The following is an 18367-nucleotide window of genomic DNA, read 5'->3' as shown; positions in this document are numbered from 1 at the left end:
GATGACGGCAAGGGTGCCGATCCGGGTGGCAGGACCGGCGTCGGCCGGGGCGGCCTCTGCCGTCCATCGCGATCTCTGCGACAATCGCGGCATTGGCCAGAATTCTAACGTATGCGCCGTTCCTCCACGACAGCCCCCAGCACCGACGAAAGTGCCGCCACGGCACCCTCGAACTCGATTTTCTCCAGCCGGGGCGCGCCGCGCAGCGACTGGCAGACCGTCCGTAACCTGCTGCCCTACGTCTGGCACTACAAATGGCGCGTGATCTTCGCGCTGGCGTGCCTCGTGCTCGCGAAGGTCGCGAACCTCGGCGTGCCTGTGCTGATGAAGCGCCTGATCGACACCATGGACGTGGCCCCCGGCGATGCGCACGCGCTGCTCGTGGTACCCGTCGGGCTGATCGTCGCGTATGGAGTGCTGCGCCTGTCCAGCACGCTGTTCACGGAGCTGCGCGAAATCCTGTTCGCCAAGGTCACGCAGAGCGCGGTACGCGAGATCGCGCTGCAGGTCTTCCGCCATCTGCACGCGCTGTCGTTACGGTTCCACCTCGAGCGGCAGACGGGGGGCATGAGCCGCGACATCGAGCGCGGCACGCGCGGCATCCAGCAGCTGATCTCGTATTCGCTCTACAGCATCCTGCCGACGCTCGTGGAAATGGCGCTCGTGATCGGGTTCCTCGTGCTCCATTACGACATCTGGTTCGCGGGCATCACGGCCGTCGCGCTGATCGGCTATATCGTGTTCACGATCGTCGTGACCGAGTGGCGCACGCATTTCCGCCGCCGCATGAACGAACTCGATTCGCGCGCGAGCCAGAAGGCGATCGACTCGCTGCTCAACTTCGAGACGGTGAAGTATTTCGGCAACGAGGAATACGAGGCGCGCCGCTATGACGAGAACCTGCTCAAGTACCGCGCCGCGGCGGTGCGTTCGCAGAACTCGCTGTCTTTCCTGAACTTCGGCCAGCAGACGATCATCGCCATCGGGCTGATCCTGATCCTGTGGCGCGCGACGGTGGGCGTCGCGGCGGGGCGCCTCACGCTCGGCGACCTCGTGCTCGTCAACACGTTGATGATCCAGCTCTATATCCCGCTGAATTTCCTTGGCGTGATCTATCGCGAGATCAAGCAGGCCACCACCGATATGGACCGCATGTTCGTGCTGCTCGGCACCAATCAGGAGGTGGCCGACGTGCCCGGCGCGCCGGCGCTGGAGGTGCGCGGCGCCGCCGTGCGCTTCCGCCATGTCGGCTTCGGCTACGAGTCCGACCGCGTGATCCTGAACGACGTGGACTTCACGATCGCCGCGGGCACCACCACGGCCGTGGTCGGCCACAGCGGCTCGGGCAAATCGACGCTCGCGCGGCTGCTCTATCGGTTCTACGACGTCAGCGGCGGCGGCATCGAGATCGATGGGCAGGATATACGCGGCATCCGGCAGGATACGCTGCGCCGCGCGATCGGCATCGTGCCGCAGGACACCGTGCTGTTCAACGACAGCATCTACTACAACATCGCGTACGGCCGTCCTGAGGCCTCGCACGACGAAGTCATCGCGGCCGCGCGCGCGGCGCAGATCGATCCGTTTATCCGCGAACTGCCGCAGGGTTACGACACGCCGGTCGGCGAGCGCGGGCTCAAGCTGTCAGGCGGCGAGAAACAGCGCGTGGCCATCGCGCGCACGCTGCTCAAGAATCCGCCGATCCTCGTGTTCGACGAGGCGACGTCCGCGCTCGACTCGCGCACCGAGCAGGCGATTCAGGCCGAGCTCATGCGCCTGGCGCAGAACCGCACGACCCTGCTGATCGCGCACCGCCTGTCCACGGTCGTGCATGCGGACCAGATCCTCGTGATGGACCATGGCCAGATCATCGAGCGCGGCACGCATGGGGAACTGATGCGCATCAACGGGCGTTACGCCGAGATGTGGCGCATCCAGGCACGCAATGCCGTCGAAGGCGAAACCGACGACGCGGAGGGCGTCGCGCATGCCTGAGTCGCGCGTGATCAGGCGTAATCGAGCGGCAGCGCGGTGGTGTACTTGATCTGCTCCATCGCGAAGCGCGAGCTCACGTCGGAAAGCTCGGCGCCCTGGATCAGTTTCTTGTACACGGCGTCGTACGCGGCGATATCGGGCACCACTACGCGCAGCAGATAGTCGGTGTCGCCCGCCATGCGATAGAACTCGGTGACCTCTGGGATCGATTGCACGAGCCCGTGGAACGTCTTCAGCCACTTGGCGTTGTGCTGGTTCGTGCGGATCGAGACGAACACCGTCACGCCGACATTGAGCCTGGCCGCATCGAGCAGCGCCACGCGCCGGCGGATCAGCCCGGCTTCCTCGAGTTTCTGGATGCGCCGCCAGCAAGGCGTGGAAGTCAGGCCGACTTTCTCGCCGATCTCGGCGACGGGCATCGTGGCGTCTTCCTGCAGCAGGGAGAGAATCTGGCGGTCGTAGCGATCCATGGGTAACGGTAACGGGGGTTCAGGCGGGGACGGTATCCACCAGCAGGTTCACGCCGGTGGCGATGTGCTGCGGCTCCACGCCGTAGACGTGCAGCGAGACGGCGATATTGTCGCCGGTGTTCGAGAGCCGATGGATATGGCGCAGCCCGGCCGGCACGCTGAACGTATCGCCGGCCGCGCGCGTCACGGTATTGGCCAGCGCGGCATGGCGCGTGGCGGGGTTCCAGCGGTAATGATGCTCGGTCATCGTGCCGCGCAGCACGCGATACGCGCACCATGCGCGATGGCCGTGGACGGGGCTCGCCTGTCCGGGGCGCCAGACCAGCAGCATCGCGGAGAACCGGCCGAACGGATCGGCATGGATCAGATGGCGGGTGTAGGTTTCCGCGCTGCCGTCGAGCGCGCCCGGCGGCAGCGTCGCGAGCAGCGTGTCCGCATCGGGCAGGCTCGCGACGATGCCGTCCGCCACGAGCCGCGCCCCTTGCGCGAGCGCGTCCTCCATGGTCTGCGCGAATGGCATCAGCGGCGGCGGGGCGGCGCGGCCGGGGGCGGGCGTGGCAGGCATGGCGGAAAGACGGGACATGGCGGGCTCCGGTTGCATTTGCTCGGGGACGGCGTGCGCTGGGCATGCGGATAGCCCATCATAGGCCGCCCGGCAGAGTCGCAACGTGCGTAATCGGGTCCGGATTGCGCGGAAATTGTAATCCTGTTCTTCATGGACGTCGATTCGTAGCAATTTGTTCTCCTGCGCATTCCGCGATGGGCGCGGCATAATTGCGGCCATGGAAATCAAATGGCTTGAAGACTTCGTGAGCCTGGCGGAGACGCACAGCTTCTCGCGCTCGGCGGAACTGCGCCATGTCACGCAGCCGGCGTTCTCGCGCCGTATCCAGTCGCTCGAGGCGTGGGTCGGCACCGAGCTGATCGACCGGTCGAGTTACCCGACAAGCCTCACCGCCGCCGGCAAGGTGTTCTACGAGCAGGCGCTGGCGATGCTCGCGCAGGTCAGCGAGACGCGCGCGCTGATGCGCGGCCAGCGGTCCGCCAACGCGCAGGTGCTCGAATTCGCGGTGCCCCACACGCTCTCGCTGACGTTCTTCCCCGAATGGCTCAAGGCGCTCGAGCGCCAGCTCGGCACGCTGCCGTGCCGGTTGCGCGCGCTCAATGTCCACGACGCGGTGCTCACGCTCGTGGAAGGCGGGTGCGACCTCGTCATGGTCTATCACCATCCGCGCCAGGCCATCCAGCTCGACCCCGCCCATTACGACATGCTCGTGCTCGGCACCGAGCGGCTGTCGCCATACAGCGTCCCCGATGCCACGGGCCGGCCGCTGTTCCGGCTGCCGGGCACCGACAAGAAGCCGGTGCCGTTCCTCAGCTACACGCCCAACGCGTTTCTCGGCCGCATGGTCGATATGCTGCTGGCGGAAGCCGCGGCGGACGGGCTCAAGCTCGACAAATGCTACGAGACCGATATGGCCGAAGCGCTCAAGGTCATGGCGCTGGCCGGCCACGGCATGGCGTTCCTGCCCGAGAGCGCCGTGCGCGACGACGTGCAGCAGGGCCGGCTGGTCCGCGCCGAGGGCGGACGCGGGCTGCCGCAGTCGATCGACATGGAGATTCGCCTCTATCGCGAACGGCCCGGCGAGAACGGCGCCGACCGGCGCGGCGGACAGGGTCGGCGCAAGCGCCAGCTCGTCGACCAGATCTGGAGCACGCTGGCGGGGCAGACTGCACCGGGCTGAGGCGCGTCGCACCATGTCGGAAAGGTTATGCGTGTCTTGCATAACCCTGTCAGGGCGGATGAGCAAACGGCATTGGATTGTGAAAGGGTGGCGCCGATATCCTGTGCATCACCTTCAAACGTGGAAACCAGCCATGTCTTCCGCAGCACCGTCGCAACCCTCCTCGATCATTACCCATCCCCTCCCGTCCTACCTCAACGCCGAAGAGCTCGGCCCCTGGGGCATCTACCTCAAGCAGGTCGACCGCGTCACGCCCTATCTGGGCTCGCTCGCGCGCTGGGTGGAAACGCTCAAGCGCCCCAAGCGCGCGCTGATCGTCGATGTGCCCATCGAGATGGACAACGGCACGATCGCCCATTTCGAGGGCTATCGCGTGCAGCACAACACCTCGCGCGGTCCGGGCAAGGGCGGCGTGCGTTTCCACCAGGACGTCACGCTGTCGGAAGTGATGGCGCTGTCCGCGTGGATGTCGGTCAAGAACGCGGCCGTCAATGTGCCGTACGGCGGCGCCAAGGGCGGTATCCGCGTGGATCCGCGCAAGCTGTCGCAGGGTGAGCTGGAACGCATCACGCGCCGCTACACCAGCGAAATCAACATCATCATCGGCCCGAACAAGGACATCCCGGCACCGGACGTCAACACGAACGAGCAGATCATGGCGTGGATGATGGACACCTACTCCATGAACGAGGGCAGCACGGCTACGGGCGTGGTGACGGGCAAGCCGATCTCGCTCGGTGGCTCGCTGGGCCGCCGCGAGGCCACCGGCCGCGGCGTGTTCGTGGTGGGCTCGGAGGCCGCGCGCAACATCGGCATGGACGTCAAGGGCGCGCGCGTGGCCGTGCAGGGCTTCGGCAACGTGGGTTCCGTGGCCGCCAAGCTGTTCCATGAAGCGGGCGCGATCGTGGTGGCCGTGCAGGACCACCGCACCACGCTGTTCAACCCGGCCGGCCTCGACGTGCCCGCGATGATCGAGTACGCCTCGCATAGCGGCACCATCGAGGGCTTCCGCGCCGAGGCGATCTCGGGCGACCAGTTCTGGGAAGTCGATTGCGACATCCTCATCCCGGCCGCGCTGGAAGGCCAGCTGACCGCGAAACGCGCGTCGCAGATCAAGGCGCGCCTCGTGATCGAGGGCGCCAACGGCCCGACCACGCCCGAGGCCGACGACGTGCTGCGCGAGCGCAATATCCTCGTCGCGCCGGACGTCATCGCCAACGCCGGCGGCGTGACGGTGTCCTATTTCGAATGGGTGCAGGATTTCTCGAGCTTTTTCTGGACCGAGGAGGAAATCAACCAGCGCCTGGTACGAATCATGCAAGAAGCCTTCCGGGCGATCTGGCAGGTGGCCCAGGACAACAAGGTCACGCTCCGCACCGCCGCGTTCATCGTGGCGTGCACGCGAATCCTGCAGGCGCGCGAAATGCGCGGACTGTATCCCTGATACGGATGCGCGTCATGATGATGTGTTGCAATGCAATATTCACCGTGACGCGCCAGGACGACGCGAGAAACGCGGTTGCCGGTCCATGCCGGCGACCGCGTTTTTTTGCGTTTTTTTCCGTTTGAACGATTTCGCCTCGATATGGCGCGGCGGCGAGACACCGTGCCGGAAATTGCACCAGTTAGGGGAAAACCCGTTGTCGGATATAAGCGGCTAAGCAATACTATTTCGCTGGCGGGGCGTTTTTTGCTAGAGTGCCGCCTTTCTCTTCATGGTCAAGGAGATGTTATGAATTTTGCCAAGCTGGCTGGCCTCATGGTCGCGGCAGGGATTCTGAGCGGCGCCGCACAAGCCGCCGAGCCGCTTTCGGGCACGCTGCAGAAGATCAAGGAAACGGGTGTCATCACGCTGGGCGTGCGGGATTCGTCCATTCCGTTCAATTACAACCTGGGCGGCGTGCGCCAGGTCGGTTACTCCTATGACATCAACACGAAGATCGTGGAAGCCGTCAAGGAACAGCTGAAGCTGCCGAACCTGCAGGTCAAGGAAATCCCGATCACGTCGCAAAACCGTATCACGCTGCTGCAGAACGGCACGATCGATATCGAGTGCGGCTCGACGACGAACAACCTCGAGCGTCAGAAGCAGGCTTCGTTCACGAACAGCATCTTCATCATCGGCACCCGCATCATGGTGAAGAAGGATGGCGGCATCAAGGACTGGGCCGACCTGAAGGGCAAGAACGTCGTGACGACCGCCGGCACCACGTCGGAGCGTCTGCTGCGCAAGATGAACGACGACCAGAAGCTGGGCATGAACATCATCAGCACCAAGGACCACGGTCAGTCGTTCCTGACGCTGGAGTCCGGCCGTGCCGTGGCGTTCATGATGGATGACGCGCTGCTGTACGGCGAGCGCGCCAAGGCCAAGAACCCGAACGACTGGATCGTGGTCGGCAAGCCGCAGTCGCGCGAGTCGTACGGCTGCATGATCCGCAAGGATGACGCCCCGTTCAAGAAGCTGTCGGACAACGTGATTTCCGGCCTGATGAAGGACGGCACGATCAACACGATGTACGCCAAGTGGTTCCAGCAACCGGTCCCGCCGAAGGGCCTGAACCTGGACTTCCCGCTGTCGGAAGACATGAAGGCGCTCTTCAAGAACCCGAACGACAAGGCGCTCGACTGATCCTTCAGTCATGGGAGTGCGAAACGGAAGGAGAAGTCCTTCCGTTTCTTTTTGAGGACGCAAGATGGATTACAACTGGCATTGGGGAGTTTTCCTCGAGCAGGCCGCGCAGAACGAGACGTACCTCGACTGGATGATTTCCGGTCTGAAGGTCACGCTCGCGCTGGGCCTCACCTCGTGGGTCATCGCCCTCGTCATTGGCTCGGTGCTCGGCGTGCTGCGCACCGTGCCGAACAAATTCCTGTCGGGGATCGCGGCGTGGTATGTCGAGATCTTCCGCAATATTCCGCTGCTCGTGCAGCTGTTCATCTGGTACTTCGTGATTCCCGAACTGCTGCCGTTCGGCGAGGCGATCAAGCAGATGAACCCGTTCACGCAGCAGTTCCTGGCGGCGATGCTCTGCCTGGGCACCTTTACGGCGGCCCGGGTTTGCGAACAGGTCCGCTCGGGTATCAATTCGCTGCCGCGCGGCCAGCGCAACGCGGGCCTCGCCATGGGCTTCACGCTGTCGCAGACCTACCGGCACGTGCTGTTGCCGATGGCGTTCCGCGTGATCGTGCCGCCGCTGACCTCCGAGTTCCTGAACATCTTCAAGAACTCCGCGGTCGCGTCGACGATCGGTCTGCTGGAGCTCGCGGCGCAGGGTCGTCAGCTGGTCGACTACACGGCACGGCCGTACGAGTCGTTTATCGCGGTGACGGTGATGTACATGCTGATCAACGTGACGGTCATGCTGATCATGCGCTGGGTGGAAAAGCGCACGCGCGTGCCCGGCTTCATCGGCGGCAAGTAAGGGGACACGATGGCATACGACTTCGATTTCAGCTCGATCAATCCCGCCACGCTGGAAGTGCTCGGCGAGGGCATGTTGGTCTCGCTGAAGATCACGGTAACCGCCGTGGTGGTGGGTATCGTCTGGGGCACCGTGCTCGCGATGATGCGCCTGTCCTCGTTCAAGCCGCTGAACTGGTTTGCGCAGGGCTACGTGTCCATATTCCGCTCCATCCCGCTGGTGATGGTGCTGCTATGGTTCTTCCTGATCATCCCGCAGGTCTTGCAGAAGCTCTTCAACCTGTCGCCGGCCACGGATCTGCGCATGACGTCCGCGCTGATCGCGTTCGCGCTGTTCGAGGCCGCGTACTACTCGGAGATCATCCGCGCGGGTATCCAGAGCGTGTCGCGCGGCCAGATGTTCGCGGCGCAGGCGCTCGGCATGACCTACGGCCAGACCATGCGTCTGGTGATCTTGCCGCAGGCGTTCCGCAACATGGTGCCGCTGCTGCTGACGCAGGGCATCATCCTGTTCCAGGATACTTCGCTCGTGTACGTGAGCGCGCTGGCGGACTTCTTCGGCCAGGCCTACGGTATCGGCGAGCGTGACGGGCGGATCGTCGAACTGCTGCTGTTCGCGGGCCTCGTCTACTTCGTTATCTGCTTCTCCGCTTCGCTGCTGGTCAAGCGTTACCAGAAAAAGGTGGCTGTATGATCGAAATCAATAACGTTTCCAAGTGGTACGGCGCTTTCCAGGTGCTGACCGACTGCACCACCAAGGTCGCCAAGGGTGAAGTGGTGGTGGTGTGCGGCCCGTCGGGTTCGGGCAAGTCCACGCTGATCAAGACCGTGAACGCGCTCGAGCCGTTCCAGAAGGGCGACATCCTCGTGGATGGCACCTCGGTCGGCAATCCGAAGACCAACCTGCCGAAGCTGCGTTCGCGCGTCGGCATGGTGTTCCAGAACTTCGAGCTGTTCCCGCACCTCTCGATCACCGAGAACCTGACCATCGCGCAGATGAAGGTGCTCGGCCGCTCGAAGGAAGAAGCCACCGCCAAGGGCCTGAAGTACCTCGAGCGCGTGGGCCTGAAGAGCCAGGCCGGCAAGTTCCCGGGCCAGCTGTCGGGCGGCCAGCAGCAGCGCGTGGCCATCGCGCGCGCGCTGTCGATGGACCCGATCTGCATGCTGTTCGACGAGCCGACCTCGGCGCTCGATCCGGAAATGGTCAACGAAGTGCTGGACGTGATGGTGCAGCTGGCGCAGGAAGGCATGACCATGATGTGCGTGACCCACGAAATGGGTTTCGCGCGCAAGGTGGCCAACCGCGTGATCTTCATGGACGCCGGCAAGATCGTCGAGGATTGCCCGAAGGAAGAGTTCTTCGGCAACAGCGAAGCGCGCTCGGACCGCGCCAAGCAGTTCCTCTCGAAGATCCTGCAGCATTAAACCCACGCCCCCTCCGCGCGCTGGGCTTCAGCGCGCGGGGGTGAGCGCCGCAGTACCGCTTTATGCCCATGAATTCCGACGATCTGTCGATCTTCGCGCTCGTTGCGGATTCCGGCAGTTTCTCCGCCGCCGCGCTCGCCGGCGGCGTCGATGCCTCCAGTATCAGCCGCCGCGTTACGCAGCTCGAAAAGCAGCTGGGCACCCGCCTGTTTCATCGCACGGGCCGCGGCGTATCGCTGACCGAGCAGGGCAGCGCGCTGCTGGCCTATGCCCGCCAGATCAAGGAAACGCTCGCCGCCGCGGAGGCCGCGGTCTCCAGCAACGCGGGAATGGGTCCCCCGCGTATCCGCATCGCGGCGCAGCCGACCCTCGCCCGGACCGTGTTCGGCGACCTCTATCACGTCCTGCACAGGCAGTTCCCGCACAGCCGGCTGCATTTCACCGAAGGGCTCGCCAGCAGCATCCTGACCGACCTGCAGGCCGGCGCCATCGATATCGCGATTCTGTATCGGCCCGAATATCCGGGCAGCATGAGCTACGAGCCGCTGCTGCTGGAGCGCCTCTACCTGCTGACGCCGCCGCGCTTCGCGATGACGCAGGAGCGCGTGGACGCGCATGGGCTGCAGGGGGTGCCGATGATCCTGCCGAGCACGCACCACGGCATTCGTGTGTTCGTCGAAGCCATGGCGGCGCGGCGCGGGCACAGCGTGCAGCTGGCGCTCGAGAGCGACGGCTCCAACGCGATCACCGCGGCGCTGGTCCACAAGGGCTGCGGCTGTACCGTGCTGCCGCTCGCGGCCGTGCCCGACGATATCGCCGCGGGCCGGCTGCGGGGGTTTCCGCTGCCGGGCGACGATGCCGAACGCTGCATCAGCCTCGTGCTCGGCCGCACGGACCTCGAGCCCGCCACGCTGTGGGCACTGGGCGCCGCCATCCGCGAGGTGGCGACCGATCTCGTGAAGACCGGCGCCTGGCCCGGCGCGCGGCTGATTACGCCTGATCCAGCCGCAGTGCCGGCGTGATCTGCTGCGGATCGGTCACGAGTTCCAGCACGGCTGCACGACCCGATGCCCGCGCGCGCTCGAGCGCGGCCGGAAAGTCCGATTCGTGCTCCACGCGCTCGGCATGCGCGCCGAATGCCTTCGCCAATGCGATGAAGTCCGGGTTGGCCAGCTGCGTGCCCGAAATGCGGCCCGGGTACTCGCGCTCCTGATGCATGCGGATGGTGCCGAGCATGCCGTTATTCACGACGATCACGATCACCGCCGCGCCGAACTGCATGGCGGTGGCGAGCTCCTGCGGATACATCATGAAGCAGCCATCGCCGGCAAAGCACACCACGGTGCGGTCCGGGGCGGCCAGCTTGGCCGAGATGGCCGCGGGCAGGCCGTAGCCCATCGCGCCATTGGTCGGCGCGAGTTCCGTGCCGAGCTGCTTGTATCGATAGAAGCGGTGGACCCACACCGTATAGTTGCCGGCGCCATTGGTAATGACCGTATCGTCGGGCAGCGTGTTCGACAGATGCGCGACCACGGACGACATCTCGACGCCACGCTGCGCGGCACCGCGCGCGAGCGGGGTGTTGTGCGCGACGTACGCCGCGCGCGCGGCCTCGGTCCAGCCATGCCACGGCAATGCCGCGCCTTCGGGCTTCAGCGCCGAGAACGCGATGGCGGCGTTGGACACCGACGCATTGACGGGCAGATCCGCGAGGAATACGCGGCCGAGCTCCTCGGGGTCCGCATGCACATGCACGAGCCGTTGCGCGGGGCGCGGGCTGCGGATCAGTTCGTAATTGCCGGACGTGACTTCGGACAGCCGGCTGCCGATCACGATCAGCAGATCGGCCTCGCCGACCATGCGCGCCAGCGCGGGAGATACGCCAAGGCCCAGCTGGCCGACGTAATGCGCATCGCGGTTGTCGAGCACATCCTGGCGGCGGAACGAGGCGGCGACGGGCAGGTTCCACGCGCTCGCGAACGCGCGCAGCGCGTCCTGAGCGGGCGCGGTCCAGCCGGTTCCGCCGACGACCACGAGCGGACGCTGTGCCTCGCGCAGCAGGGCCGCGAGCTCGGCCGGCGCGGCCGCATCGGGCGCGGCCTCGCTCACGCGTGCCGGCGGCACGTCGGCCACGGCCGCGGCGCCGAACAGCACGTCCTCGGGCAGCGCCACGACGACGGGGCCCTTGCGGCCCGACATGGCCACGCTGAACGCGCGGCTCACGATCTCGGGAATGCGCGCGATGTCCTCGATCTCGGTCGCCCATTTGGCGAGGCCGCCGAACACGCGGCGATAGTCGACTTCCTGGAAGCCCTCGCGTTCCTTGATCTGGTTGGCCACCTGGCCCACGAACAGGACCATCGGCGTGGAGTCCTGCATCGCGGTGTGCACGCCATTGGCCGCATGCGTGGCACCGGGGCCGCGCGTCACGAATGCGATACCGGGACGGCCCGTCAGCTTGCCGTACGCATCGGCCATGTTCGACGCCGCGCCTTCATGGCGCGTGACGATCGTGCGGATGCTCGCGTGGTCCGCCAGTGCGTCGAGCACGGGCAGGTAGCTTTCGCCGGGGACGCAATAGATGGTGTCCACGTGGTTGCGCCGCAGCGCTTCCACGAGGATCTGGCCGCCATTGCGGGAAGGGGAGGTCGGGGTGGTGGTCATCGGAAACTTTTAATCGAGCGTGAGGTTCAGCGTCGGGGCGATCCTGGCCCAGCGCTTTGCGTCCTCGTTGATGAACGCGGCAAACGCGGCCGGATCGCTGCCGACGTACTGCGAGCTCGCGCTCTCCAGCACGTGCCTGAACTCCGGGGTGCGCATGTAGTCGAGCGAAGCTTTCTCGAGCCTGGCCACGACGTCGGCGGGCGTATTGGCGGGCGCGAACAGGCCGTACCACGCGTACGACTCGAAACCTTTCAGATCCTTGATGCCCGACTCTTCGACGGTGGGCACGTCGGGCAGCTGCGACGCGCGCTGCTTGCCCGTGACGGCGATGGCCTTGGCCTTGCCGCTCTTGATCATCGGCACCACGGCGATCGTGCTGTCGATCAGCATCGGCACATGGCCGCCGACGAGGTCGTTGATGGCCGGCGCCGAGCCCTTGAACGGGATATGGTTCATCTCGAGCTTCGTCATGGTCTTGAGGAGCTCGCCCGTCATGTGCTGGGTGGTGCCGTTGCCCGCCGATGCCCACGAGAAATTGCCCTTCTGCGCGCGGATATAGGCAAGCAGCTCGGGGAGGGTGTTCGCGGGTACCGACGGATGCACGACGATCACCTGCGGCACCTTGAGCAGGTTCGTGATGGGCTTCAGGTCGGTCTTCGCATCGAACGGCATCTTTTTGTAGAGATGCTGGTTGATGACGATCGGGCCGCTGGCCGTGATCATCAGCGTGTAGCCGTCCGGCTTGGCGTGCGCGACGAGGTTGGTGCCGATATTGCCGCCGGCGCCGGCGCGGTTGTCGATGACGAACGGCTGGCCGAGCGCTTCCGACAGGCCCTTGGACAGCGGCCGCGCGGCGATATCCGACGGACCGCCGGCGGGCCAGGGCACGACGATCGTGACGGCCTTCTCGGGCCAGGCCGCGCTGGCGGTCCCCGCCAGCATCGCCGTCACGAGTGCCGCCGCACCCGCCATCCATCGCCGCAGCGAAGCGTTTTTCTTGTTACCGAACATGCTTCCGTCTCCTGATCGTTCAAATCCGATCGCGAAGTATCTCAGGCGGAAGCAGGGTGTGAGAGGCGTTTAGCGCAGACCTGTTTTTCGCAAAACGCAAAGCGGCTCAGGCCCGCGCGGCTGGGTGCACGCTAGGTGCATGCGGTATTGGCGGCGTTCTTGGCCTGGACTTCGGGCGGAATCGGCACGGTCAGCGTCATCGACGGCAGGCCGTTCTCGAACATGATGAGCTCGCCGGGGGCGAAGCGCGTCCAGGTCTCGTTGTCGGTCAGCGGCGCGGTGGCGATCACGGCCACGCGGTCGTCGGGCGTGGTCACCTGCGCGAAATCGATCGACAGGTCCGCATCGATCAGATGTGCCTCGGAGAACGGCCACTGGCGCACGATGTAGTACAGGTACGTCGAGCAGTGCGCGAACAGCGCCTGGCCGTTGCACAGCAGATAGTTGAAGACCCCGTGCAGCGTGATGTCGCGCGTGATGTCGGCCAGCGCGTGGCAAAGCTCGTTCAGCGGCGGCTGCGAGCCCGGGAACCGCTTGCGCAGGCCCTGCATCAGCGTGCAGAACGCGAGTTCGCTGTCGGTGTCGCCCACGGGCTGGTACACGCCGGACAGGAACGGGCTGAAATTCTTGAGGTCGCCGTTGTGCGCGAAGATCCAGTGCCGGCCCCACAGCTCGCGCATGAACGGGTGGCAGTTTTCCAATCGCACGGTGCCCTGCGTGGCCTTGCGGATATGGGAGATGACGTTCTTGGACTTGATCGGATAGCGCTTGATCAGGTCCGCCACCGGCGACGTGCCGGCGGACTGGTTGTCGATGAACAGGCGGCAGGCCTTGTCTTCGAAGAACGCCACCCCGAACCCATCGGAATGATGGTCGGTCAGGCCACCGCGCAAGGCGAAGCCTGTAAAGGAGAACGTCACGTCGGTCGGCGTGGCGCAGTTCATGCCTAGCAACTGGCACATGGCGGGAACCCGGCGCGGCAGGGGGCTGCCGCATTTGCAATAGAATGCGCAGATTATCACGCGCGCGCGGGGTGCTGCCAACACTCCGAACGCATACTGAAAGCGCCCCGCCATGAGCCAATACAAGATCGCAGTCATTCCCGGAGACGGCATCGGTACGGAAGTGATGCCCGAAGGCATTCGCGTGATGGATGCCGCCGCGCGCCGCTTCGGCATCGATTTCCAGTGGGACCATTTCGATTTCTCGAGCTACGCGTACTTCGAGAAGCACGGCAAGATGCTGCCCGACGACTGGTTCGACACGCTGACGAAGTACGACGCCATCTATTTCGGCGCGGTGGGCTGGCCGGCAAAAATGCCCGATCACGTCTCGCTGTGGGGCTCGCTGCTCCAGTTCCGCCGGTCGTTCGACCAGTATGTGAACCTGCGCCCGGTGCGCCTGCTGCCCGGCATCAAGAGCCCGCTGGCGGACCGCAAGCCCGGCGACATCGACTTCTACGTGGTGCGCGAGAACACCGAAGGCGAGTATTCGAGCATCGGCGGGCGCATGTTCCCGAACACGGACCGCGAGATCGTGGTGCAGGAAACCGTGATGAGCCGGACCGGCGTCGATCGCATCCTGAAGTTCGCGTTCGAGCTCGCGCAGAAACGGCCGAAGAAGCACCTGACCTCCGCCACCAAGTCCAACGGCATCTCGATCACCATGCCGTACTGGGACGAGCGCGTGGAGGCGATGGCCGCGAATTACCCCGGCATCAACGTGGACAAGTACCACATCGACATCCTGACCGCGCACTTCGTCCAGCATCCGGACTGGTTCGACGTGGTCGTGGCCAGTAACCTGTTCGGCGACATCCTGTCCGACCTGGGTCCGGCCTGCACGGGCACGATCGGCGTGGCGCCGTCGGCCAATATCAACCCGGACCGCACCTATCCGAGCCTGTTCGAGCCCGTGCACGGCTCGGCGCCCGATATCGCGGGCCGCGGCATCGCCAATCCGATCGGGCAGATCTGGTGCGGCGGCATGATGCTCGAGCACCTCGGCCACCCCGAGGCGGGCGCCGCCGTGCTGGCCGCGATCGAGAAGGTACTGGGGGCGGGGCCCGCGCACGCGCCGCTGACGCGCGATATCGGTGGCACCGCGAGCACCACGGACCTCGGCCGCGCGATCGCGGAGGCCCTGTGAGCGGCCCCGATTCGCGGCGCGACAGCGCCCGCGCGCTGCTGCTCGAGTCCTTCCGCGCCGCGGTAGCGGCCGCGGACCCGCTCGAAATCGTCGCGGCCCATCTGCCGCCGCCGCACGCGGGCGGCCGCACGCTCGTGGTCGGCGCCGGCAAGGCCGCCGCGTCGATGGCCGCGGCGGTCGAGCGCGCTTATGCGAACCATCCCGCGGGCCGCGCCACGCTCGAGGGCCTCGTGGTCACGCGCTACGCGCACGGCATGCCGACCGACCATATCCGCGTGATCGAGGCTGGGCATCCGGTGCCCGACGAGGCCGGCGAGCAGGCCGCCGCCGATATCCTCGCGCGCGTCGAGGGCCTGACCGAGAACGACCGGCTGATCGTGCTGGTATCGGGCGGCGGATCGAGTCTGCTGTCGCTGCCCGCCAAGGGCATCCCGATGGCCGACCTCAAGGCCACCACGCGGGAGCTGCTGCGCTGCGGCGCGCCGATCACCGAGATGAACATCGTGCGCAAGCACATCTCGCGCATCCAGGGTGGCCGCCTCGCGCAGGCCAGCCGCGCGCCGGTCACGACGCTGATCGTGTCCGACGTGGCCGGCGACGACCCGAGCGCGATCGCCTCGGGGCCGACCGTTCCCGACCCGAGCACCTATGCCGATGCGCTCGCGATCCTGCGCCGCTTCGGCGCGACCGTGCCCGCCACCGTGCAGGCGCATCTGGAGCGCGGCGCGCGCGGCGAGATCGACGAAACGCCGAAGCCCGGCGATCCGTTGTTCGCGCGTGTGGACAATCGCATGATCGCCACGGCCCACGGCAGCCTGGAAGCGGCCGCGGCGGTGTTCCGCGCGCACGGCATCCAGCCCGTGGTGCTCGGCGATACCGTGACCGGCGAGGCACGCGAGGTGGCACAGGTCTACGCGGCGCTGGCGCGCGAGATTCGCGCGTACAATGCGCCGTTCGCCGCCCCCGTGGCGCTGATTTCGGGCGGAGAATGCACGGTGACGCTGCCCCCCGGGGCCAGCGGCGCGCGCGGTGGCCGCTGCTCCGAATTCCTGCTGTCGCTGACGCTGGAACTGGGCGGCATGGCCGGCGTCCATGCGATTGCCGCCGATACCGACGGCATCGACGGCTCCGAGGACAATGCCGGCGCGATCGCCGACCCGACTTCGCTTGCCCGGGCCGATGCCGCGGGCACGCCCGCGCGCCGACAGCTCGACGCGCACGATGCCTGGGGCTTCTTCGACGCGATCGGCGACCTCGTGGTCACCGGCCCCACGCGCACCAACGTGAACGACTATCGCGCCATCCTGATTCTGCAACCATGACCCAAACGCTGACCATCACCCGCCCGGACGACTGGCACCTGCACCTGCGCGACGGCGCGGCGCTCGCGGCCGTGCTGCCCGACACCGCCCGCCAGTTCGCGCGCGCGATCATCATGCCCAACCTGAAGCCGCCCGTGACCACGGTGGAGCAGGCGCGCGGCTACCGCGAGCGGATTCTCGCGGCGCTGCCTGCCGGCATGACGTTCGAGCCGCTGATGACCCTGTACCTGACCGACAACCTCCCGGCCGAGGAAATCAAGGCGGCGCGCGCCAGCGGCTTCGTGCACGCGGTCAAGCTGTACCCGGCCGGCGCGACGACCAACAGCGACGCGGGCGTGACCGATATCCGCCGCTGCGCGAAGACCCTCGAGGCGATGGAGCGCGAGGGCCTGCCGCTGCTGGTGCACGGCGAGGTGACCGATGGCGACATCGACCTGTTCGATCGTGAAGCCGTGTTCATCGAGCGCGTGATGAAGCCGCTGCGCCGCGACTTTCCGGGCCTGAAGGTCGTGTTCGAACACATCACGACGAAGGACGCCGCCGAGTACGTGCGCGACGCGGAAGGCCCGATCGGCGCCACGATCACCGCGCATCACCTGCTGTACAACCGCAATGCCATCTTCATCGGCGGCATTCGCCCGCATTACTACTGCCTGCCGGTGCTCAAGCGCGAGCTGCACCGCGAGGCGCTGGTCAAGGCCGCGACGTCGGGCAGCGAGCGCTTCTTCCTCGGCACCGACAGCGCGCCGCACGCGCGCGGCCTCAAGGAACACGCCTGCGGCTGCGCCGGCTGCTACACGGCGCTGCATGCGATGGAGCTGTACGCGGAAGCGTTCGACAACGCCGGCGCGCTCGACAAGCTCGAAGCGTTCGCCAGTTTCAACGGCCCGGCGTTCTATGGCCTGCCGCGCAATACGGGCACGCTGACGCTCGCGCGCGAAGACTGGGAACTGCCGACGGAAGTGCCATACGGCGAGACGACGCTGGTGCCGCTGCGCGCCGGCGAGACGATGCGCTGGAAGGCCACGACGGCGGCGTGAGCGCCGGCTGGCGCGGCATCGACTGGGGCCGCCCGTGGTTCCAGCCGTTTGCCGCGGTGGGTGCGGGCATGGCGGGCGCGCCGACGCTCCATGCCGACCTCAATCGCCGCGCGGCGGACCTGCGCAACGCGCGCGGGCTGCCGCTGCGGTTCGTGCCGCAGGACCGTCTGCCGGCGGACACCGCCTACGAATCGCATATCTTCGCTACCGGCGAAGTCCCCACCCGCGACAACCTGCACGACGCATTCAACGCGCTCGTGTGGCTCCACTTCCCCGAAACCAAGCAATGGCTGAACCGCCTGCAGGCGGAGGAGATCGCGCGCGCCGGCGTGGCCAGCGAGCGCGGGGGCGTGCGCGATGCCGCGACGCTGTTCGACGAGAACGCGGTGATCTTTCTCTGCGAGGACGCCGCCCTCGAGGCCGCGTTGCGCGACTTCCAGTGGCACACGCTGTTCGTGGACGCGCGCGCCGCCTGGGGCCGCGACTGCGCGGCGGTGCCCTTCGGCCATGCGCTGCTGGAAAAGCTGATGGCGCCGTACAAGTCGGTCACGGCCCATGCGTGGCCGCTGCGGCTACCGGTCGATAGCCGGCCCGATACGATCGATCGCGCGCTCGCGGCGTCGCTGCGGGAGGCGCGCGACACGCTGCGCGGCGGACGCAGTTTTGCCCCGTTGCCGGTGATGGGCATCCCGGGCTGGTGCCCGGAAAATGCGGACGCCAGCTTCTACGCCGATCGATCGGTGTTTCGCCCCGGGCGCCGTCGGTGATAGACTGCGGGCCGCAAAGCAGGCCAGACAATCGCTGCTTGGTTCGCAAGGGCCAAGGGGAGGAAAGTCCGGACTCCACAGGGCAGGGTGTTGGCTAACAGCCATCCACGGCAACGTGCGGAATAGGGCCACAGAGACGAGTCTTCCCATCGGGTTCGCCCGGCGGGAAGGGTGAAACGCGGTAACCTCCACCTGGAGCAATCCCAAATAGGCAGGCATCGAGGCGGCCCGCTGAGCCTGCGGGTAGGGAGCTGGAGCCGGCCGGTAACGGCCGGCCTAGAGGAATGGTTGTCACGCCCGGTCCGCCGCAAGGCGGGCCAGGCGCACAGAATCCGGCTTATCGGCCTGCTTTGCTT

17 protein-coding genes and 1 other RNA gene are annotated in these 18367 nt (G+C 66.3%); 13 read left to right on the top strand and 5 right to left on the bottom strand.

Annotation, left to right across the window (positions count from 1 at the left end; genetic code table 11):
* Positions 1 to 111: 111 nt before the first annotated feature.
* Complete coding sequence (locus FOB72_RS12545) at positions 112 to 1995, top strand: ABCB family ABC transporter ATP-binding protein/permease (protein WP_150372814.1); 1884 nt, start codon at positions 112 to 114, stop codon at positions 1993 to 1995.
* Between the two features lie 11 nt (positions 1996 to 2006).
* Here the strand turns inward: FOB72_RS12545 and FOB72_RS12540 are convergent, their stop codons facing one another.
* Together FOB72_RS12540 and FOB72_RS12535 are read right to left on the bottom strand one after the other, a co-directional pair.
* Positions 2007 to 2465, bottom strand: a complete 459-nt coding sequence (locus FOB72_RS12540; protein WP_150372813.1) for an Lrp/AsnC family transcriptional regulator — start codon at positions 2463 to 2465, stop codon at positions 2007 to 2009.
* A gap of 19 nt (positions 2466 to 2484) precedes the next feature.
* Positions 2485 to 3048 (bottom strand): cysteine dioxygenase, encoded by a 564-nt coding sequence (locus tag FOB72_RS12535; RefSeq protein ID WP_411859793.1) that lies wholly within the window; start codon positions 3046 to 3048, stop codon positions 2485 to 2487.
* Positions 3049 to 3247: 199 nt separating this feature from the next.
* On the opposite strand from FOB72_RS12535, the gene FOB72_RS12530 reads away from it, so the two are divergent.
* The 7 genes from FOB72_RS12530 to FOB72_RS12500 all read left to right on the top strand — a co-directional run bounded on the left by FOB72_RS12530 (position 3248) and on the right by FOB72_RS12500 (position 10081).
* On the top strand, positions 3248 to 4210 hold the full coding sequence (locus tag FOB72_RS12530; RefSeq protein WP_150372812.1) for a LysR substrate-binding domain-containing protein: 963 nt from the start codon (positions 3248 to 3250) through the stop codon (positions 4208 to 4210).
* A gap of 133 nt (positions 4211 to 4343) precedes the next feature.
* On the top strand, positions 4344 to 5654 hold the full coding sequence (locus FOB72_RS12525; RefSeq protein WP_150372811.1) for a Glu/Leu/Phe/Val family dehydrogenase: 1311 nt from the start codon (positions 4344 to 4346) through the stop codon (positions 5652 to 5654).
* A gap of 288 nt (positions 5655 to 5942) precedes the next feature.
* Complete coding sequence (locus tag FOB72_RS12520) at positions 5943 to 6842, top strand: glutamate/aspartate ABC transporter substrate-binding protein (RefSeq protein ID WP_150372810.1); 900 nt, start codon at positions 5943 to 5945, stop codon at positions 6840 to 6842.
* A 64-nt stretch (positions 6843 to 6906) separates the two neighbouring features.
* On the top strand, positions 6907 to 7635 hold the full coding sequence (locus tag FOB72_RS12515) for an amino acid ABC transporter permease (RefSeq protein ID WP_150372809.1): 729 nt from the start codon (positions 6907 to 6909) through the stop codon (positions 7633 to 7635).
* A 9-nt stretch (positions 7636 to 7644) separates the two neighbouring features.
* Positions 7645 to 8328: a glutamate/aspartate ABC transporter permease GltK gene (gene gltK / locus FOB72_RS12510; RefSeq protein ID WP_150372808.1), complete on the top strand. Its 684-nt coding sequence runs from the start codon at positions 7645 to 7647 to the stop codon at positions 8326 to 8328.
* Complete coding sequence (locus tag FOB72_RS12505) at positions 8325 to 9059, top strand: amino acid ABC transporter ATP-binding protein (protein ID WP_150372807.1); 735 nt, start codon at positions 8325 to 8327, stop codon at positions 9057 to 9059. The genes gltK and FOB72_RS12505 overlap by 4 nt, the downstream gene beginning before the upstream one ends.
* A 68-nt stretch (positions 9060 to 9127) precedes the next feature.
* Entirely contained in the window at positions 9128 to 10081 is a 954-nt protein-coding gene (locus tag FOB72_RS12500) for a LysR family transcriptional regulator (protein ID WP_191002147.1), read from the top strand.
* Here FOB72_RS12500 and FOB72_RS12495 read toward each other — a convergent pair.
* The 3 genes from FOB72_RS12495 to FOB72_RS12485 all read right to left on the bottom strand — a co-directional run bounded on the left by FOB72_RS12495 (position 10050) and on the right by FOB72_RS12485 (position 13696).
* Entirely contained in the window at positions 10050 to 11723 is a 1674-nt protein-coding gene (locus FOB72_RS12495) for a thiamine pyrophosphate-binding protein (RefSeq protein ID WP_150372805.1), read from the bottom strand. The two genes, FOB72_RS12500 and FOB72_RS12495, sit on opposite strands and share 32 nt — an antisense overlap.
* Before the next feature lie 9 nt (positions 11724 to 11732).
* On the bottom strand, positions 11733 to 12734 hold the full coding sequence (locus tag FOB72_RS12490) for a Bug family tripartite tricarboxylate transporter substrate binding protein (RefSeq protein ID WP_223851321.1): 1002 nt from the start codon (positions 12732 to 12734) through the stop codon (positions 11733 to 11735).
* A gap of 131 nt (positions 12735 to 12865) precedes the next feature.
* Positions 12866 to 13696: a class II glutamine amidotransferase gene (locus tag FOB72_RS12485; protein WP_150372804.1), complete on the bottom strand. Its 831-nt coding sequence runs from the start codon at positions 13694 to 13696 to the stop codon at positions 12866 to 12868.
* A gap of 112 nt (positions 13697 to 13808) precedes the next feature.
* On the opposite strand from FOB72_RS12485, the gene FOB72_RS12480 reads away from it, so the two are divergent.
* The 5 genes from FOB72_RS12480 to rnpB all read left to right on the top strand — a co-directional run bounded on the left by FOB72_RS12480 (position 13809) and on the right by rnpB (position 18367).
* Positions 13809 to 14882, top strand: coding sequence for a tartrate dehydrogenase (locus tag FOB72_RS12480; protein ID WP_150372803.1), 1074 nt, complete (start codon positions 13809 to 13811; stop codon positions 14880 to 14882).
* Positions 14879 to 16204, top strand: coding sequence for a glycerate kinase (locus FOB72_RS12475; RefSeq protein ID WP_150372802.1), 1326 nt, complete (start codon positions 14879 to 14881; stop codon positions 16202 to 16204). Before FOB72_RS12480 ends, FOB72_RS12475 begins: the two co-directional genes overlap by 4 nt.
* Complete coding sequence (gene pyrC / locus FOB72_RS12470; protein ID WP_150372801.1) at positions 16201 to 17244, top strand: dihydroorotase; 1044 nt, start codon at positions 16201 to 16203, stop codon at positions 17242 to 17244. Before FOB72_RS12475 ends, pyrC begins: the two co-directional genes overlap by 4 nt.
* Before the next feature lie 68 nt (positions 17245 to 17312).
* Positions 17313 to 18011, top strand: coding sequence for a DUF3025 domain-containing protein (locus FOB72_RS12465; RefSeq protein ID WP_150373885.1), 699 nt, complete (start codon positions 17313 to 17315; stop codon positions 18009 to 18011).
* 15 nt (positions 18012 to 18026) lie between these two features.
* An RNA gene (gene rnpB, locus FOB72_RS12460) (RNase P RNA component class A) lies at positions 18027 to 18367 on the top strand.

Origin of the sequence: Cupriavidus pauculus (genome assembly GCF_008693385.1) — a bacterium.
Lineage (GTDB): Bacteria > Pseudomonadota > Gammaproteobacteria > Burkholderiales > Burkholderiaceae > Cupriavidus > Cupriavidus pauculus_D.
Note: the sequence above shows the minus strand (reverse complement) of the source record. Positions and strands in the feature narration are given on the sequence as shown.

What these genes read in the sequence shown, in the direction of transcription:
- FOB72_RS12465 (WP_150373885.1), top strand. Translation starts at nt 17,313, where the DNA reads ATGGCGGGCGCGCCGACGCTCCATGCCGACCTCAATCGCCGCGCGGCG.
- FOB72_RS12535 (WP_411859793.1), bottom strand. Translation starts at nt 3,048, where the DNA reads ATGTCCCGTCTTTCCGCCATGCCTGCCACGCCCGCCCCCGGCCGCGCC.
- pyrC (WP_150372801.1), top strand. Translation starts at nt 16,201, where the DNA reads ATGACCCAAACGCTGACCATCACCCGCCCGGACGACTGGCACCTGCAC.
- FOB72_RS12520 (WP_150372810.1), top strand. Translation starts at nt 5,943, where the DNA reads ATGAATTTTGCCAAGCTGGCTGGCCTCATGGTCGCGGCAGGGATTCTG.
- FOB72_RS12480 (WP_150372803.1), top strand. Translation starts at nt 13,809, where the DNA reads ATGAGCCAATACAAGATCGCAGTCATTCCCGGAGACGGCATCGGTACG.
- FOB72_RS12485 (WP_150372804.1), bottom strand. Translation starts at nt 13,696, where the DNA reads ATGTGCCAGTTGCTAGGCATGAACTGCGCCACGCCGACCGACGTGACG.
- FOB72_RS12490 (WP_223851321.1), bottom strand. Translation starts at nt 12,734, where the DNA reads ATGTTCGGTAACAAGAAAAACGCTTCGCTGCGGCGATGGATGGCGGGT.
- FOB72_RS12545 (WP_150372814.1), top strand. Translation starts at nt 112, where the DNA reads ATGCGCCGTTCCTCCACGACAGCCCCCAGCACCGACGAAAGTGCCGCC.
- FOB72_RS12495 (WP_150372805.1), bottom strand. Translation starts at nt 11,723, where the DNA reads ATGACCACCACCCCGACCTCCCCTTCCCGCAATGGCGGCCAGATCCTC.
- gltK (WP_150372808.1), top strand. Translation starts at nt 7,645, where the DNA reads ATGGCATACGACTTCGATTTCAGCTCGATCAATCCCGCCACGCTGGAA.
- FOB72_RS12540 (WP_150372813.1), bottom strand. Translation starts at nt 2,465, where the DNA reads ATGGATCGCTACGACCGCCAGATTCTCTCCCTGCTGCAGGAAGACGCC.
- FOB72_RS12525 (WP_150372811.1), top strand. Translation starts at nt 4,344, where the DNA reads ATGTCTTCCGCAGCACCGTCGCAACCCTCCTCGATCATTACCCATCCC.
- FOB72_RS12505 (WP_150372807.1), top strand. Translation starts at nt 8,325, where the DNA reads ATGATCGAAATCAATAACGTTTCCAAGTGGTACGGCGCTTTCCAGGTG.
- FOB72_RS12515 (WP_150372809.1), top strand. Translation starts at nt 6,907, where the DNA reads ATGGATTACAACTGGCATTGGGGAGTTTTCCTCGAGCAGGCCGCGCAG.
- FOB72_RS12530 (WP_150372812.1), top strand. Translation starts at nt 3,248, where the DNA reads ATGGAAATCAAATGGCTTGAAGACTTCGTGAGCCTGGCGGAGACGCAC.
- FOB72_RS12500 (WP_191002147.1), top strand. Translation starts at nt 9,128, where the DNA reads ATGAATTCCGACGATCTGTCGATCTTCGCGCTCGTTGCGGATTCCGGC.